A 15,996-nucleotide genomic window follows, 5' to 3' on the forward strand; every position below is an offset into this window, starting at 1 on the left:
GGCTCAAAAATACAAAATCCGGGTTTATTCCGAACCCTGGGCAACAGTGAACTCCTGTTCAAGCCTGTATCCACTTTCATCAACCAACACCACTTTTCTTTTTCCAGGAGCCGGGCTGATTGCAAGATAATGTTCAGTATGCGTAGCGCCAATATATTCCCCATCTATGTGCCAGAAGATGACTGCTTCCGCATTTCGATGCGCCGCCTGAAGTACAAGTTTTCCTTTGTCGCCTCCAAGCTCACGGGGGATGCTCACTGTAACATTTCCGGCAGGGTAAATCAATTGCATGGGGTTGCGGCCTAGTGTGGCATCACATCCGGCGTACCAAGGTGGTAGCGGACGGTAATCAGGGTTGTGTGCACGGTAAAACCATTCCATGGCTGGAGGAAGAATAAACCATGATTTTTTTTGCATGCGATGTACTTCGTAGCAATTGCTGTTTACCCGAAACCTGCCTGTTGCATCAAGATGCACCGCGGTGTGGTAAGGACAACTGATGGTTCGCAGCGTTTTGAGCGGGATCCAGACTGAATCGGTTTCGGTACAGAAAACACCGGCAATATGGCCGCTTTGTCTGCAGATGTTTGCAGCAACCAAATCGTCATAAGGCTGCGGGAAGCTGGAGGTGTGGGGCAGTAAGCCAAAAAGGTCGAATAAAACCGGTGCGGCAAAACCAACCCCGGTAAGGTTGGGCCGGCCTTCGCCGCTTGCATTTCCGATCCAGACTCCAATTGTGAATTCAGGTGTGGTTCCAACGGCCCAGGCATCGCGGTTGCCATAGCTTGTTCCGGTTTTCCAGGCTATGCGCCGGGCATTGTTAAAAATCTTCCAGCCCGATTCTTCTTCCGGGCGGTTCACCTCAAGCAATGCATTGTATGTGACCCAAATGGCTGATGCATCCAATACTCCTGTGGGTTCAAGCAATTGGCGGGTTTTTCCAATATCGGTATTTCCCACTGGTTCAGAAGGCAGCAATAAAATGGGCTCGAACATATCAGCGGGAAGATACAGGCCGTCATATTGCGAAAAATTTATCAAGGTCCTGGAAAGCCGCGCATACATAGCTGTAACATCCCACAGCGTTGATTCGGCTCCTCCAAGAATAAGGGAAAGGCCATAATGTGAAGGCGGCTGGTTGAGGGTTCGCATGCCAAGCTGCTGCATGAGAAAATAAAACTTTTCAACGCCAAATTGCTGCAACATGCGTACAGCAGGAACATTCAGCGAGCGCTGCAAGGCACGGTAGGCTGGCACAGCGCCATCAAAACGGCGGTCGAAATTCTGCGGATTGAAACCCGGAGTTTGAAAAGGGTAATCGGCTACCAGTGTTTTCTCGCTCATCAATCCTTCATGAAGCATGCCGGCAAACAAGAAGGGTTTGAGGATGCTGCCACCGCTGCGGGGCGCGGTTATCACATCAACCATTGCTCCGGGAACCATGTTCTGAGGGTCGAAAACATTACCGGTATAGGCTATCACTTCGCCGCTGCGATTATCAATAATGAGGGCGGCAGCGTTGTGAACCTGATTGGAACGATATTGTGCAACGTAGTTATTCACAATTCGGTTTGCGTTGCGCTGCAAGCCGGCTTGCAGGGTAGAATGCACGATGGTGCCCGGCTGGGTAAGATGCATTCTTTCAAGAAGATGGAAAGCATCCATGGGCAGGCTCAAAGGCTGGCCGGGCAGCGTTTCAAGCAAGGCAAGTTCATAATCTTCGACTGAAATCGTTTTGTTCTTCATCAAACGCTCAAGCAGCAGATTGCGTTTTTGGATCAGCAATTCGCGGTTACGACCCGGATGAATCATGGAAGGTGCGTTTGGCAAAACAGCAAGGGTAGCAGCTTCTGCCCAGGAAAGTTCAGTCGCATTGCGGCCAAAATATCGCCAGGCTGCTGCATCTAACCCTACCACATTGCCACCAAAAGGGGCATTGGAAGCGTAAAGCGATAATATTTCTTTTTTGCTGAACCGGACTTCCAGCCTCAATGCCATCACAGCCTCCACAAGTTTTTCACCAATGGTTCGAGGCTTGCCTTTTCGTGAAAGCCTGATAACCTGCATTGTAATTGTGCTGCCACCGCTTACATTGGCTTTTGCTTTAATATTTGAACGCAATGCCCTTAACACAGCAATCGGATCTATTCCAGGATGGTAGTAAAATCGCTTATCTTCAAAAGCAATGAGGCATTTTTCAAACTTTTGCGGAACCAAATGATTGTGCGGGAAACGCCATTGTCCGTCGGCGGCGATTCTTGCACCAAGCAATTCATCATGCCGGTCAAGCAGAACTGTGGATGTTGGGTCGTCAAAAAGTTCGCCGACACGAATGCTCAGAAAGCTCAGCAACAACAACAAGGGCAACAGCAAAAGCAGGATTGGTTTAAACCTCCGATTCATGGCACAGCATTGAGTGATGGCGAAGGTAGGAGTTTTGTAATAAACGATAAAGGCGATTGGGTGGTGAGGAAGAAATAAATCAATTGCCGTTGACAATTGTTCATGCTAAGTGAAAAGCGGAAAAAATGTACGTTTGCAATTCATAAATAAAAATCTACACAATGATCCGATTATATATTCTCTCACTTATACTTATCCTAATCTTGCCGGCTTGCCAGCGAACGCGCTCCTTTTACAAACCTGGGGTTTCCATTGAACTGGCACAATACCGCGCAAAGAATATTTCTGAAGTGCATTACGATTTATGGTTCAATATACCTGAGAACCCTGAGGAAGCAATAACAGGAAAAGCTATTATTCACTTCAAACACCGCAAATCCCTGCACGGTATCAACCTCGATTTTCAGCCAGGTGCCGATCAGGTAAGTAACGTGGTTGTCAATGGAAATGCATCTGATTTCACTTATATGAACCAGCATATTTTGATCCCATCCGATTATATCATTCCGGCGAGGAACAAGATTGAGCTTGAGTTTATTTCTTCAAACCAGGCCTTGAACCGCTCGGATGATTTCATGTACACCTTGTTTGTTCCGGATCGCGCATCAACGGCCTTTCCCTGTTTCGATCAGCCTGATTTAAAGGCCACTTTTAACCTTACCCTTGACGTTCCGGAATCATGGACAGCCATCAGCAATGGACCGTTAACTGGCGAAGAATCAGCCAACGGAAGAAAGGAGTTGCATTTTTCCATGCAGCAACCTATTAGCACCTACCTTTTTGCGTTCGCAGCCGGAGAATTTCAAAGGCTTACCAACAGCAACGGAGAGAGGAGCATTACTGTGTTTCATCGAGAACCGGATCAGGAAAAACTGGAAAGAAATGCGGATAGGATTTTCCGGCAGCATTTTGAATCCCTGGCCTGGCTCGAAGAGTATACCGGCATCCCCTACCCATACCAAAAGTTTGATATTGCTGTAATTCCGGGATTTCAATACAGCGGCATGGAACATCCGGGCGCTATCTGGTACCGCGACGACAGACTGATGCTTGATGAATCTGCGCCACTTACGCAACAACTTCGTAAAGCAAGTCTCATTGCTCACGAAACCGCACACATGTGGTTCGGAAACCTGGTAACAATGAAATGGTTCGACGATGTCTGGCTTAAGGAAGTATTTGCCGGCTTTATGGCTGATAAAATGATTGAACCGCAGTTTCAGGAGATAAACCACGAGCTGCAATTTATGCTATCACATTATCCCAGGGCTTATTCCATTGACCGCAGCGCGGGAACACATCCTATCAAACAGCAACTCCTCAATATGAACCAGGCAGGCAGTTTGTACGGCCCCGTCATCTATAACAAGGCTCCAATTATTTTCAGGCAACTCGAAGAGATCATGCAGCCTGATAATTTCCGGGAAGCAGTGCAGGAATACCTGCTCAGTTTTTCTCATGCAAATGCTGACTGGATTGATCTCGCTGAGATTTTCGATAGCCATAGCGATAAAAATATTAGCAAATGGAGTCAGGCCTGGGTATATGGCAAGGGAATGCCCAGGATTGAGTATGAAATTGAGACCGAAGTGCGAACCCAGGAAAAGACACTGAAAATAAAACAGGTAAATGCTGCAGAAATGAATCCTTTTCCCTCGCAGCTCCTGAGCGCAGGAATGGTTTACGCTTCCGGCTCAGTGCAGCAGAATATCTGGTTCGATAAACCCGAACTTACGGTTTCAATGCCTGAAGCCAAACGGCTGCCGCTTTGCATCTCGCTCAATGGAGGGGGCATGGGCTATGGATATTTTCCAACCAGTGATCAGGACAAAGAATTTCTTATGCAAAATATTAATGATATAAGCAATGAGAACCTTCGTGCAGCATTATTCATCAACATTCATGAGGACTTTCTGAATACCGGTCTTAGCAAGGAAGTTTACTTTGAACTCCTCTTCGAGGCACTGGATACTGAAACCAATGCTCAAATCCTGAATTATCTAACGAATAATTTAGTGATAATGCATAGGAATTTCCTGAACCGTGAAAATCATCATGTCTTCATTTCGCGCACTGAAGCATTGCTTTGGGAGAAATTGGTGACGGTTCCTAATGAAAGCAAACAGGTTTTTCTGGATGCCTGGCTTGTTGTTGCACGAAGTCAGGAAAGCATAAATCAGATGATTGGATTGTATAATAAAACAACGGAAGTTCCTGGTTTTAGTATCAGTGATCAGAACCTCACAGTGTTGGCTTGCGAAATTGCTTTGCGTTCAGAAAACGGCAAGGAAATACTTGAGAAAGAATTACAACGCATTGAAAACCCCGATCGCAAAAAGAAATTGGAATTTATCATGCCTGCGCTTTCTGGTAACCAAGCTGAAAGGGACGGCTTCTTTGAGAGCCTGAAAAAGCCTGAAAACCGCAACCCTGAACCCTGGGTTCTTGAAGCGTTGAACTATCTGCATCATCCATTGCGCGATGGAGGAAGTGTAAAGTATATCGCTGAAAGCCTTGAAATGCTTGAAGAAATTCAACGCACTGGTGATATTTTCTTCCCGAAAAACTGGCTGGATGCTACTTTAAGCAACTACCAAATCGTTGAAGTTGCTGAACTTGTAAACAGCTACCTTGATAGCCATCCTGAGCTTTCGGAAAGCCTCACGTTAAAGGTGTTGCAATCAGCGGATTTACTGTTCAGGAATAATACTTTGTCAGGGAGATTACACTTTTGCAATACAATTAACCGACAATCTCATTGAGAGCGGTTATTGCATTCTTAAGCCTTTCCTCCTGTTGGCCAGCAATAATACGGTATGGAAAATGCCGGCTCTCCAATTCATCTATATAAAGCTCCATAAAATGCTGCCGCATATGCGGATGTTCGCGCTGCGGATCTGGTTCCCACGGAAGGTCAATATCTGTCAATAAATAAAGGTCGAAATTTTGTTTGAGAATGTGCTCTTCGATCCATTGATGGCATTTTCCGTATTTAACCTCGCACCAGATTTTGGTAACGATAAGTTCGGTATCGCAAAACAAAAAGCGGTTTGCTAACTGAGTAGCTTCATTGTTCAAGCGAAACTGGTTCATGGCAATAACAAGGATATCATCATAATTGTATGGCCTTCCGAGATCTGATAAATAGCCGCGTGCAAATTCAGGAACCCAGGTTGTTTCATAATGGGTTGCCAGTTCGCTGGCAAGTGATGACTTCCCGGTTGATTCCGGCCCGGTAATGGCAATTCTTTTGCTCATGCTTCGATTTCCCTGTATAATCTCTTCCATTCAATATACCCTAATACTGCAATCAGCAGGAATACAGCATACTGAAAACTTGTAAACACCAGGCCTTTCATAAAATATAGTGGTATTGAAACAATATCGCCGATAATCCAGTAAATCCAGTTTTCAACTTTTTTGCGCGCCATCAGCAACATACCAATCAGAAAAACAGAGGTCGTAAATGAATCCACATAAGGGATATAGGAGTTCATGTATTCAGTGTCTTCCCGTTTGAAAACCCATATCAATCCTAAAATGGCAAAATAAGCCACAACGGTTGCTATAATGCCGATCCATTGTTCCTTTTTTGAATTCCATGAAATACTGATCACCTTTTGGCCGGGCCTTTTCCGGGTCCAGTTATACCAGCCGTAAACGCTCATCACAAAATAAAAGAAGTTGATGCCCATATCGGCATACAGCTTCGCGAAAAAGCAGATGTACACATAAATTAATACCGAAACAATTCCAGTGGGGTAAACAAGGATGTTTGCTTTTTTCGCATACCAGACACTCAGCAGGCCAAAAACAACTGCGATTATTTCGAGCCAGGTGGTTGCAAGTACGTTTTGATAGAAGAGATCAAAAAAGGAAAGTAGAATCATGTAGATTTTATTAAGTCATTGCTTTGGAGATGGTAAGAAGCAAATAGGTTGTAGTTAGCTAATTAAAAGGCGCTTTGGTCAACATTCACAATCTTTACTACGAACACCGAATTGGGTATTTCAAATGATTTGTGGATTTCGTCTTTAACTGTATCCATCACCTTGTCAAAATCACCAAATACCTGTGTACTCAGTCCATTGGTTCGAACCAAAAGATCGTGATGGCTTTTGATCCGCTCAATAAAATCCAGGATCGGAGGAATGTGTTCACGGTTTAGCGGGTAATAACTGATGTCGAGGGAGATATTCATAGCAAATTTTTATAATTCAAGATTCCGGATTTGAGATTCAAAATTTTACAGACAAGATTGCCTTTGTCACCAAAATGGATTCAGGATTTGAATTTTGGATCTGAAATTATTTTGGTTTGCAAAAATAGCATAAAAAAGATGCTACCTTTGGTGCAACCTTAAAACCCATTATCATGAAGAAAATTTTTAGCATGCTTACAGCATTGTTCGTTATTTCTGTTCTCCTCGGTGGATGTCTGACTGTAGAGAAAAAGGAGTATGTATTTGAGTTCACAGGAGAGAATTCGGGCATACTCACCATTCGTTATATCAACATTATGTCGGTGATGGATGAGGAAGCGGATGTTTCCGAAACGGATTTTGACGAGCTTGTCAATTCCTATTTGTATGGAAGCGAGCTGGAAGATGAATATCCAATGGCTGTTGTGACAGGTAAACGACTTTACGAGGAAAATGAGATGCTCTGCGCAGAAGTGATTATTGAATTCGCCGACCTTGCCGCTGCCAAGTTACATCAGTTTGATAAGGATTCGTATTATATGTATGCCCTTTGCCAATGCCTGAACTCTGAGAGTTTTTTTAGTTCAAATGGTAGTTTTGGAAGCGAGGAAGTTCCTGTAATCATCTGGCCTTCAAAGTTCAACAAGCTTGAATTAACCACACTAGTTACCGAACCCGACGAAACAACTATCAGCCTATTGCCTAATTACCAGGCCTGGGAATAGCTTAAATTTGAAACCCCGACGGGTCTTTCAGACCCCGTCGGGTTGCCTTGTTGCCAAAATATCTGGAATGGGAATAATCTCAATCAAGAATTTTGTTTGCCAGTAAATTAAGGTCTATTCCATCGAAGTTTCCGGAGCTCATCATCAGCAGGTTGGCGTGGTTCCAGTTTTTGTTTTCCAGAGCGGACAACAACTTCTTCGAATCGGTATAAACCATTAATCCTTCCTTGGCAAACGCAGCTCGTACATCTTCCTCACTGATGGGAGGCAGTTTTTTCATGGCTATTGTATGTGGGTTAAAATACACGATGGCTTCATCGGCATGTTGCATACAATCTTTATACTCTTGCAGGAAACCACCACTCAAACTGCTGAAAGTGTGCAACTCCATGCACGCCACAAGTTTTGATTCAGGGAATTGCTCTTTTACAGCTGTTACTGTTGCTTTCAGTTTTGAGGGCGAATGGGCAAAATCCTTATAAATATGGGTTTGATCCTTCGCAGCAATTAATTCCAGCCGGCGTGCTGCGCCCTCATAAGTCTTTATGGCTTCCAGGAAATCATCGTCGCTTATTCCGCACTCACTGCAAACTTTCATGGCGCCGGCAAGGTTTTGCATATTATGCCTGCCAAAAATTTTAAGCCGGTAAACTTTATCGTTGTGTTGGAGGTGGGTCACACCATCCCTCACAAAGTATTCAGGAGTATTATAAGCAATGCGAACCATATCATGCAGTAAGTTCATAGCAATGTCGCGAACCAAAGGATCTTCCTGATTATAGATCAGTGATCCGCCCGGCTCAATCATTCCGGCAAACAACCAGAATTGCTTAACATATTCGTCGAAATCGGGGAAAACATTAATATGATCCCATGCAATTCCGCTGATCAGCGCCACATGCGGATGATACAAATGAAATTTGGGTCTGGGATCGAAAGGAGCCGTGAGATACTCATCTCCTTCAAAAACCATGAAGGGGGCGTTGTCGCTCACTTTCACCATTACATCAAATCCCTGCACCTGCGACCCAACAAGGTAATCGAACTCCAGGCCGAAATGCCGCATCACATGCATGATCATGGCTGTGATGGTAGTTTTGCCATGACTTCCACCGATCACAATCCGCTTTTTATTGCGTGCATGTTCGTATAAAAATTCTGGAAAGGAATAAACCTTTACACCTGATCCAATTGCCGCCTGCAGTTCAGGATTATCATTCCGCGCGTGCATCCCAACTATGACGGCATCAAGATTTTGGTGGATTTTTTCAGGGAACCAACCAACATCTTCCGGCAATAAGCCTAAAGCATCCAGCCGTGCTTTGGCAGGGTCAAAAATTTCATCATCCGAACCGGTAATTGCGTGGCCTTTATGATGCAGGGCAATGGCCAGGTTATGCATCACGGCGCCGCCAATGGCAATGAAGTGATAGTTCATATCTTTGTTTTAGCTTGATAAGCAGGCGACAAAAGTAAGAAATGAACCGGGTTCATAGAAATCATTAAATTTGCCACTGAAAATAAAAAAATATGAATCAACAGCAACTCATTTCAGACTGGAACCAGCTTTTCAACTCAGCCAAACCCGAAGATGTAATTTCATGGGCCTTGAAATTTTTCGGCGATAAAATTGCATTTTCAACCAGCATGGGCGCCGAAGATCAGGCAATACTTCACATGATTGCTGCAATTGATAAAACCGCGAATGTATTTACGCTCGACACAGGCAGACTTTTCCCGGAAACTTACGATTTGATTGATATCAGTTCGAAAAAATACGGAATTCCAATCCGTTCATTTTTTCCTGACACTCAGCAAGTGGAAAACATGGTCAACGAAAAAGGCATCAATCTTTTTTATGAGAGTATTGCGAACCGCAAGCTGTGTTGTAATATCAGGAAAATTGAACCTCTCAAAAGGGCATTCTCTGGACTGGATGCATGGATTTGCGGGTTGCGAAAAGAACAATCGGTAACGAGGAATTGTGCAGCCATGTTTGAATGGGACAAGCAATTTAACCTGATCAAAATCAATCCGCTTATTCACTGGACTGAAGATCAGTTATGGGATTATCTAAAACGAAACAATGTGCCATACAATCGCTTGCACGACAAAGGCTACCCGAGTATTGGCTGCCAACCCTGCACACGGGCCATTGAGCCCGGCGAAGACGTCCGCGCCGGTCGCTGGTGGTGGGAAAACCCGGAAACCAAGGAATGTGGGTTGCATGCTGCAAAATTGAAATAACATCTGTTGTGAGTAAGAATCCTGAATAGAGGGACTCTTGCAATCCAACTTTCCTGAATTTTTAATCCGGTTTTTTTACCTCGCTCTATTTTCAGTTTCCCCATAAGTATGATGAGTGAAATAAATCTCAAATCCGGCTGCGTTAAGGAATGTCCTGCCTGTCCGCATCGTAACCTCCCGATGAATGAGAGCCTGGCGCAAAAGCAGCAATGGCTTGAAAAAAGGTTGGGTGAATTTGCTCAGCTGCTACATCCAATCAGAAGTGCTTCAGAAGAACAGCGCTGGAATTACAGAAAAAAAGTTTGTCTGGCGGCTGAATTCCATGAAGATAGCTGGCGAATTGGGATCAGAAAAATAGATAGTGTAATTGCCATTCATGATTGCCCGGTTCAGAACACCATGGTAAACCGGAACATACAGTTGCTGTCCAAAAGCTTACCACCACCTGAACGCTTTCCACTTGCTTATTTTATTCAGTCAGGGGCACAAATTACGCTGGTAGTCAAGAGCCGGGAAATAGTTGATTTGATCTGGCTTAATAAAGATCTTAGGTCAGCATTTGAAAGCAACGGGGTTGATGGGTTCTGGTTACACATGCATCCAAGCGCCGGAAAAAAGATATTTGGTAAAGGCGGCTGGCAGCTTGTTTTCGGAAAAAGTCGCTCAGTAACGGATGAAAACCTTGTTTACGGGCCTTCATCGTTTCAACAGGTCCTGCCAACATTGTACAACGATTCATTGAAATCAGCATCAGATTTCCTGTCGTCTGCCAACAATCATGCAGTTATTGATCTGTATTGTGGTATTGGGGCTTCATTAAAAAAATGGTCGGAAACCGGGGCAACAGTTATTGGCGTTGAGCTGGGTGGAGAAGCCCTTGAATGTGCTAAGATCAACGTGCCGCAAGCAACACTTTTGCGTGGAACTTGCGCGCAGCGGATTCCGCAGTTAGACGAATTTTTATCCCAATCTGCTATGCAAGGAAAGGAAATATGCTTATATGCGAACCCACCCCGCACCGGATTGGAAAAAGAAGTTTCGGAATGGATCGCAGCACAGCTAAAACCCGGCAAAATGGCTTATCTATCATGCAGCGCAGGAACGCTTTACAGGGATTTGGTTTTTCTGAGCAAAAATGGATTTAAGGTTCATAGCATAATTCCGTACGATTTTTTTCCACAGACGCTGCATGTTGAGACGCTGGCGCTTATTGAAAGAAACAATAATTGATAAAAATGTGGCTAGCCTTGATTGTATTTTTTTCCTTTTAACCGTTGGCTAAAGCCAACGGCAATGGGATGAAGCCAACGGCAAATTGCTAATGCCAACAGATAATGAAATGTTATAAAAAAAGATCAGCGGTAACGCCCTGGCGTTGCCGCTGATCTTTTTTTATTGCCAAACCAACCAACATTAATAATAGGCCGGTTTGAACCCTGTGTTTACTTTTTGATCAGTCTTTCAGTTCCAAACTTATCACCATGGAGGCAGCGAACGATGTAAATTCCGGGCGTTAAATCAGAAACATTAAACTCATATTGCTGATAGCCGGACATTTCATTCATGAATAGTCTTTCGCCAAGCATGTTATAGATTTCAACCTTAAGCGCCGACTCATTTTCAACGTCCTCTAACTGCAGTATAAAGGAACCTGATGTCGGGTTCGGGAAAACTTTAAAGAAGCTTTCATTATTTATAACACTGGCAGGCAATTGGTCAGGTATAATCTCCAAATCCTTTGCTATTATTACAGGTACTGGGTTCACACAATAATTATCACCAATATACGCATGGAGATATCCCTGATTAAAGACCTTGAAACCCGGCAGTAAGTGAATAGATTCACCTGCGATCAAGGTCAGGCTACCATATACTGATAACCCGGATATGGTTATGGTTTGCGTTGCTCCATAACATACAATTTCCCCGGTTCTGATATGGCCTTTGTCAATGATCACGGTTTCCGGAACAGCACTGCCGCTATAAGTAACATTACATGCAGTAAAGTTGCCACAAACATCCGTGATTGTAAACTCATAGGTAAAGAACCATGATTGGTCAGAGTTCGGTCCTGTTGGAGAGCCTGCAGTTACTGATGAAACGATAGCTGTTACAGCGCCACCGCAATTATCAGTGTACAATGCCTCCACTTGTCCTATCAGACTTGCGGGGTCAAACATTTCAGCTTCTGCAAGTGTAAAAGGTAGCCCATTTTGATTAAGACTTGAGCAATCAACATTTTCATCAACCAATTCGGGGCCTGTAGCAGGCAGTAAGGTGTAGGAATAGGTCCAGAAATAAGTTGCTCCAGCACAATCTTCATAAGTGGCCGTCCAAACAATTTCGCCAGCGCAACCTTCGGTGTTATCTGAGGTTTGAACCAGGCTCAGAAGTTCAAGGTCGCGTCCGCAATTGTCAGCAATTACAGGTGTATTTGGTGCAATGGCCAACGAAGGACAAGCAATTTCAGAAACTCCATTTTCAGGCATTACAACTACCGGTGTAAGCACGGTATAGGTGAAAGTCCAGAAATAAGTTGCTCCGTTGCATGCTTCATAGGTTGCGGTCCATACAATTTCGCCGGAGCAGCCTACGGTGTTATCAGAGGTTTGAACCAGGCTCAGCAGTTCCAGATTGCGTCCGCAATTGTCAGCAATTACAGGTGTATTTGGTGCAATAGCCAGCGAAGGACAAGCAATAACGGAAGCTCCGTTATCAGGCATTTCAACTACCGGGGCCAATACTGTGTAAGTATAGACCCAAAAATAAGTAGTTCCGCTGCAATCTTCATAAGTGGCTGTCCATTCAATTTGGCCGGCACAACCTTCTGTGTTATCCGCGGTTTGAACCAGGCTCACAAGTTCAAGTTCGCGGCCACAGTTGTCAATAATTACAGGGTTGGTTGGCGCTACAGCCAGCGAAGGACATGAAATATCCGAAGAACCGTTATCAGGCACCACAACAACCGGGGCAAGCACGGTGTAAGTGTAAGTCCAGAAATAAGTCGCTCCGCTGCAATCTTCGTAAGTTGCAGTCCACACAATTTCACCAACACAACCTTCGGTGTTATCCGAGGTTTGAACCAGGCTCAGAAGTTCCAGATTGCGTCCGCAATTGTCAGCAATTACTGGTGTAGTTGGCTCAACAGCCTGCGAAGGACAAGAGATTTCCATTCCAGCGTTTTCCGGCATAACAACCACCGGGGCAAGCACCGTGAAAGTATAAGTCCAGTATGACGTATTATCAGATAAGTCGGTGTAGGAATAAGTATATGTTCTTGTTCCACTGCATAATAGTGGGTTCGGAACATCTAAAATATTAGACAGAACCCCCGGAATGGAACCATCACAATTGTCCACAGCGTTTGGAACAACTGGTTCAATTGCAGAGGCAATACAATCAATTGTTGAAGTTCCATCAGCTTCAGTAACTGGGGCTTCAGTATCATTTACGGTGACACTAAAGCTGCATGAGGTTTCATTCCCTGACTCATCTGTAACAGTATAACTAACAGTGCTTATCCCAACAGAAAATGCTATACCACTGGCGTCATTTGTACCAATAATATTGTTTTCACTGTTTGGTGTTCCTATGATAATTATATCATCAATACGATTAGTGCCACCACCTAAAATTGCTGAACCATTTACAGCAATATTACTGCTTCTCAGCCAGCGCAAATGTAAGGTCGGCTGGTTATTACATACTTCAGGAAGCGCCAGACCTGACAATACACCTGAAGTAAAGTTGTTGGCCACCGTAATAGCAGAGCCTGGAATATTGACCCAAATTAAACCATCCAGGGAGTATTCCACCACAAAATCGCGTGGGCCGGTACTACTACTTTGTTGTTTTGAACCCAAGGTAAGGTTGTTGTACCCAAGGGTATTGATAACAATAGTCCATGCATTACTACCAGCGTTATGCCATGTATTTGTGTTAGGGGCAAATGTGCCGGATCCACCTGCACCAGTAACCCATGTAGAAAAAATCGGTCCGCCCGTTAGATTAACAGTGGCAATGTTTGCATTGGCCGGTATTCCTTCATCTGCTGTATATGGAAGGTTTCCGAGTAGTTTTGTTGCATCTTCGAAATCCCATGCGGCAATAATTTCTGGATCTGAAGGCCCTGTTGCTGGAAATGTCACTTCCCAGCTTATACTGGCAATTCCACAATTATCTGTTGCAGAAACCAAAGTGAGATCGCCTGCCTGACTTTGCCATTCGCATTGACCGGGATCTGCAGGTTTTTCCAGATTATCACTACAGATTACTGCCGGGGCGGAAATATCTTCAACAACAACATCGAAACTGCAATCTACAGTTCCACAAATATTTTCTGCGACTACAGTTACAGTTGTACTTCCAACCGGGAATAAATGGGGAGAGGTAATTATCAAACCATCAATCGAATAAGATACAATGGGAGTAGGAACACCTCCGGCAACTGCCGCAAAATCAACCCAGGCGTCGCATAATCCTTGATCATTGGAAACCTCAATATCTTCAGGACATATAATTGAAAGGGCTTCATTGATGGTTATTGAAGCAGTACATAGTGAGAGAAATTCTTCACTCGCATGGCAGTTATTTGCGTCAATAATATCTGTGACAACAATCTCATAAACTCCTGAAGCATAAATCTGTGGTTCAGATAAAAAGTCTCCGGGATTTAGATTATATACTGTTGCAGGAACACCATCAAGTTCGTAGGTTACGGTATAAGGAGCAGTTCCTCCATACATTGCATAAATTGAAACTCCCACAGGAACTCCATAACAATAAGTAAAACTGGCATTATGTCCGGCTTCTACTCCGTTAAAACCAAAGCTAACCAAAGGCTCCTCTTCAATAACAATAGTAAACTTATAGTATGCAAGCGCCCCGGGTGAAAGTGTGCATTCATTGAAATCGCTCAATTCAGTAACTTCTATAAAATAGGTGCCTGCTTCAATCTGACCTGGTAATTGGCCTTGTGGCAAATAACCAACAAGGTTGATGCTTGAACCGAACTGTATGTCGTTTATCACAATGGGAGAACCACCGTTGATGGTAAATGTGACAGAAAATGGTGGTGTACCTGAAGCCTGTTCACCTCCTTGTTCATCCACCAGTTCCAGAGCTATAAGATCGGTATTGAAACAATATTCAATCATCTGAAACGGCACCAATGCTTGTCCATCAATGGTGAAGAAAACATCGAGCGGATCAGGATCAACAATTTGATAATCTCCCAGGTGAAATGTACAAACTGGTTCTGATGCGTTACGGATGTTTAAAGTATATGTATCCGGTTCGAGATCAGTAAAACTAAACGTTCCATTTAAAGGATACCATCCGTCGCCAATATTGACTTCATAAGATGTTGCTCCTGAAGCGTTGCTGACAGTGATTGAACCATCTTTACTTCCAACGCAGGTTGGGTTCACAACAGTAACATCTGCTAAGATTGGAGGACATGTAAGCACCCAGGCATCTTCATAATCTACATCAATTTCGTAGGCCTGGTTGTTGGCAACAACGCAATTTCCAAGCTGAAATTTCAGTTCGGTATCCGAAGCGCCCGTGTAATTAAATACCATGTTCAATAATAAGCCATCAGCCGTATATCCACCACCTAATGGGTCAGGGTTTACCCAGTCAACAATAAGCCTGGAAGGATTGCTGATGGTGTTCACAAAAACTGATCCTGCCGGCAATGCAACATCATCCAGTCCTGAAAATGTAAGCTTTGTGTTATCATAGATGATAAAAAAAGTGAACGATCCCACACCGTATTCGACCCCGAAAAAGTTTGCCATCAAAGGAACTTTCACCTCTCCGGGAAGCGCATACTGATCCAGCATATAAACAATTGCTTCAGGCTCCTCTTTAATACTTCCGTCTGTGGTTACGAGCTGAACCTCATTATACGCCGGCATTTTGAGAGCCGTACAATTGTTAACTATAAAATTCAGATCGCTTTCGTTTCCTGTATAATTAAAAACAATGTTGATCAGAACCCCATCAGGAATATTTATTCCCATAGGATTATTGGTCAGGTCGTTCCAGGTTAGGCTTAGCCAGTTTACACTACCCATATTTTGGGCGTTTACTACAAACCCTCCAAAAAGGTGGGGGTTCTGGAAGGACTGGTATTGCAGTATGGCCGGGTTGTAAGTGAAATCAAGGGTTATTGCGCTGATATTGGCAAAATCCTGAACCATTACTGGTATGACAACCTGTGTTCCTGCTGTGCCGTATTGGTCGGGCAAGGCAACTGACTGGGCCACTGCACTGTTGAACAATACCACTGCAAGAAGCAAGATGGAGAGTAGCATTTTTTTCATGTCATTCTGAATTTATGTTTAGACTTTTTGTGGATTGCACTGATTATGTATGAATATCTTGTATTAGGTTCATTTTCAGGTTAAAGTAATG

General features: G+C 43.9%; 10 protein-coding genes. 4 read left to right on the forward strand and 6 right to left on the reverse strand.

The genetic code is table 11. The features are described from left to right. Positions 1-24: 24 nt before the first annotated feature. Complete coding sequence (gene pbpC / locus IH597_15870) at positions 25-2,367, reverse strand: penicillin-binding protein 1C (GenBank protein ID MBE0663935.1); 2,343 nt, start codon at positions 2,365-2,367, stop codon at positions 25-27. Positions 2,368-2,564: 197 nt separating this feature from the next. On the opposite strand from pbpC, the gene IH597_15875 reads away from it, so the two are divergent. After that, positions 2,565-5,165, forward strand: a complete 2,601-nt coding sequence (locus tag IH597_15875; protein ID MBE0663936.1) for a hypothetical protein — start codon at positions 2,565-2,567, stop codon at positions 5,163-5,165. Here the strand turns inward: IH597_15875 and IH597_15880 are convergent. From IH597_15880 to IH597_15890, 3 genes are all read right to left on the reverse strand, one after another. Continuing rightward, complete coding sequence (locus tag IH597_15880; protein MBE0663937.1) at positions 5,146-5,661, reverse strand: ATP-binding protein; 516 nt, start codon at positions 5,659-5,661, stop codon at positions 5,146-5,148. The two genes, IH597_15875 and IH597_15880, sit on opposite strands and share 20 nt — an antisense overlap. Beyond that, positions 5,658-6,293 (reverse strand): nicotinamide mononucleotide transporter, encoded by a 636-nt coding sequence (locus IH597_15885; GenBank protein ID MBE0663938.1) that lies wholly within the window; start codon positions 6,291-6,293, stop codon positions 5,658-5,660. Before IH597_15885 ends, IH597_15880 begins: the two co-directional genes overlap by 4 nt. 62 nt (positions 6,294-6,355) lie before the next feature. Then, positions 6,356-6,604 (reverse strand): hypothetical protein, encoded by a 249-nt coding sequence (locus tag IH597_15890; protein ID MBE0663939.1) that lies wholly within the window; start codon positions 6,602-6,604, stop codon positions 6,356-6,358. Positions 6,605-6,777: 173 nt separating this feature from the next. Between IH597_15890 and IH597_15895 the strand changes: the two genes are divergently transcribed. Beyond that, a complete protein-coding gene (locus tag IH597_15895) occupies positions 6,778-7,329 on the forward strand; it encodes a hypothetical protein (protein MBE0663940.1) in 552 nt (183 codons plus the stop codon). A 79-nt stretch (positions 7,330-7,408) separates the two neighbouring features. Here the strand turns inward: IH597_15895 and IH597_15900 are convergent, their stop codons facing one another. Further along, on the reverse strand, positions 7,409-8,767 hold the full coding sequence (locus IH597_15900; GenBank protein ID MBE0663941.1) for a peptidoglycan synthetase: 1,359 nt from the start codon (positions 8,765-8,767) through the stop codon (positions 7,409-7,411). Between the two features lie 92 nt (positions 8,768-8,859). On the opposite strand from IH597_15900, the gene IH597_15905 reads away from it, so the two are divergent. After that, positions 8,860-9,576 carry a phosphoadenylyl-sulfate reductase gene (locus IH597_15905; protein ID MBE0663942.1) on the forward strand — a complete coding sequence of 239 codons (717 nt, stop codon included), beginning with the start codon at positions 8,860-8,862 and terminating at the stop codon, positions 9,574-9,576. Positions 9,577-9,684: 108 nt separating this feature from the next. Further along, entirely contained in the window at positions 9,685-10,806 is a 1,122-nt protein-coding gene (locus IH597_15910; GenBank protein ID MBE0663943.1) for a class I SAM-dependent RNA methyltransferase, read from the forward strand. A 212-nt stretch (positions 10,807-11,018) separates the two neighbouring features. Here IH597_15910 and IH597_15915 read toward each other — a convergent pair whose 3' ends face one another. Further along, positions 11,019-15,905, reverse strand: a complete 4,887-nt coding sequence (locus tag IH597_15915; GenBank protein MBE0663944.1) for a T9SS type A sorting domain-containing protein — start codon at positions 15,903-15,905, stop codon at positions 11,019-11,021. Positions 15,906-15,996: the final 91 nt, after the last annotated feature.

Source organism: Bacteroidales bacterium, from assembly GCA_014860575.1.
Lineage (GTDB): Bacteria > Bacteroidota > Bacteroidia > Bacteroidales > JAAYJT01 > JAAYJT01.

Excerpts from the sequence above, each read along its gene's own strand:
- IH597_15875 (MBE0663936.1), top strand. The coding sequence starts at position 2,565 with ATGATCCGATTATATATTCTCTCACTTATACTTATCCTAATCTTGCCG.
- IH597_15880 (MBE0663937.1), bottom strand. The coding sequence starts at position 5,661 with ATGAGCAAAAGAATTGCCATTACCGGGCCGGAATCAACCGGGAAGTCA.
- IH597_15885 (MBE0663938.1), bottom strand. The coding sequence starts at position 6,293 with ATGATTCTACTTTCCTTTTTTGATCTCTTCTATCAAAACGTACTTGCA.
- IH597_15890 (MBE0663939.1), bottom strand. The coding sequence starts at position 6,604 with ATGAATATCTCCCTCGACATCAGTTATTACCCGCTAAACCGTGAACAC.
- IH597_15895 (MBE0663940.1), top strand. The coding sequence starts at position 6,778 with ATGAAGAAAATTTTTAGCATGCTTACAGCATTGTTCGTTATTTCTGTT.
- IH597_15900 (MBE0663941.1), bottom strand. The coding sequence starts at position 8,767 with ATGAACTATCACTTCATTGCCATTGGCGGCGCCGTGATGCATAACCTG.
- IH597_15905 (MBE0663942.1), top strand. The coding sequence starts at position 8,860 with ATGAATCAACAGCAACTCATTTCAGACTGGAACCAGCTTTTCAACTCA.
- IH597_15910 (MBE0663943.1), top strand. The coding sequence starts at position 9,685 with ATGATGAGTGAAATAAATCTCAAATCCGGCTGCGTTAAGGAATGTCCT.
- IH597_15915 (MBE0663944.1), bottom strand. The coding sequence starts at position 15,905 with ATGAAAAAAATGCTACTCTCCATCTTGCTTCTTGCAGTGGTATTGTTC.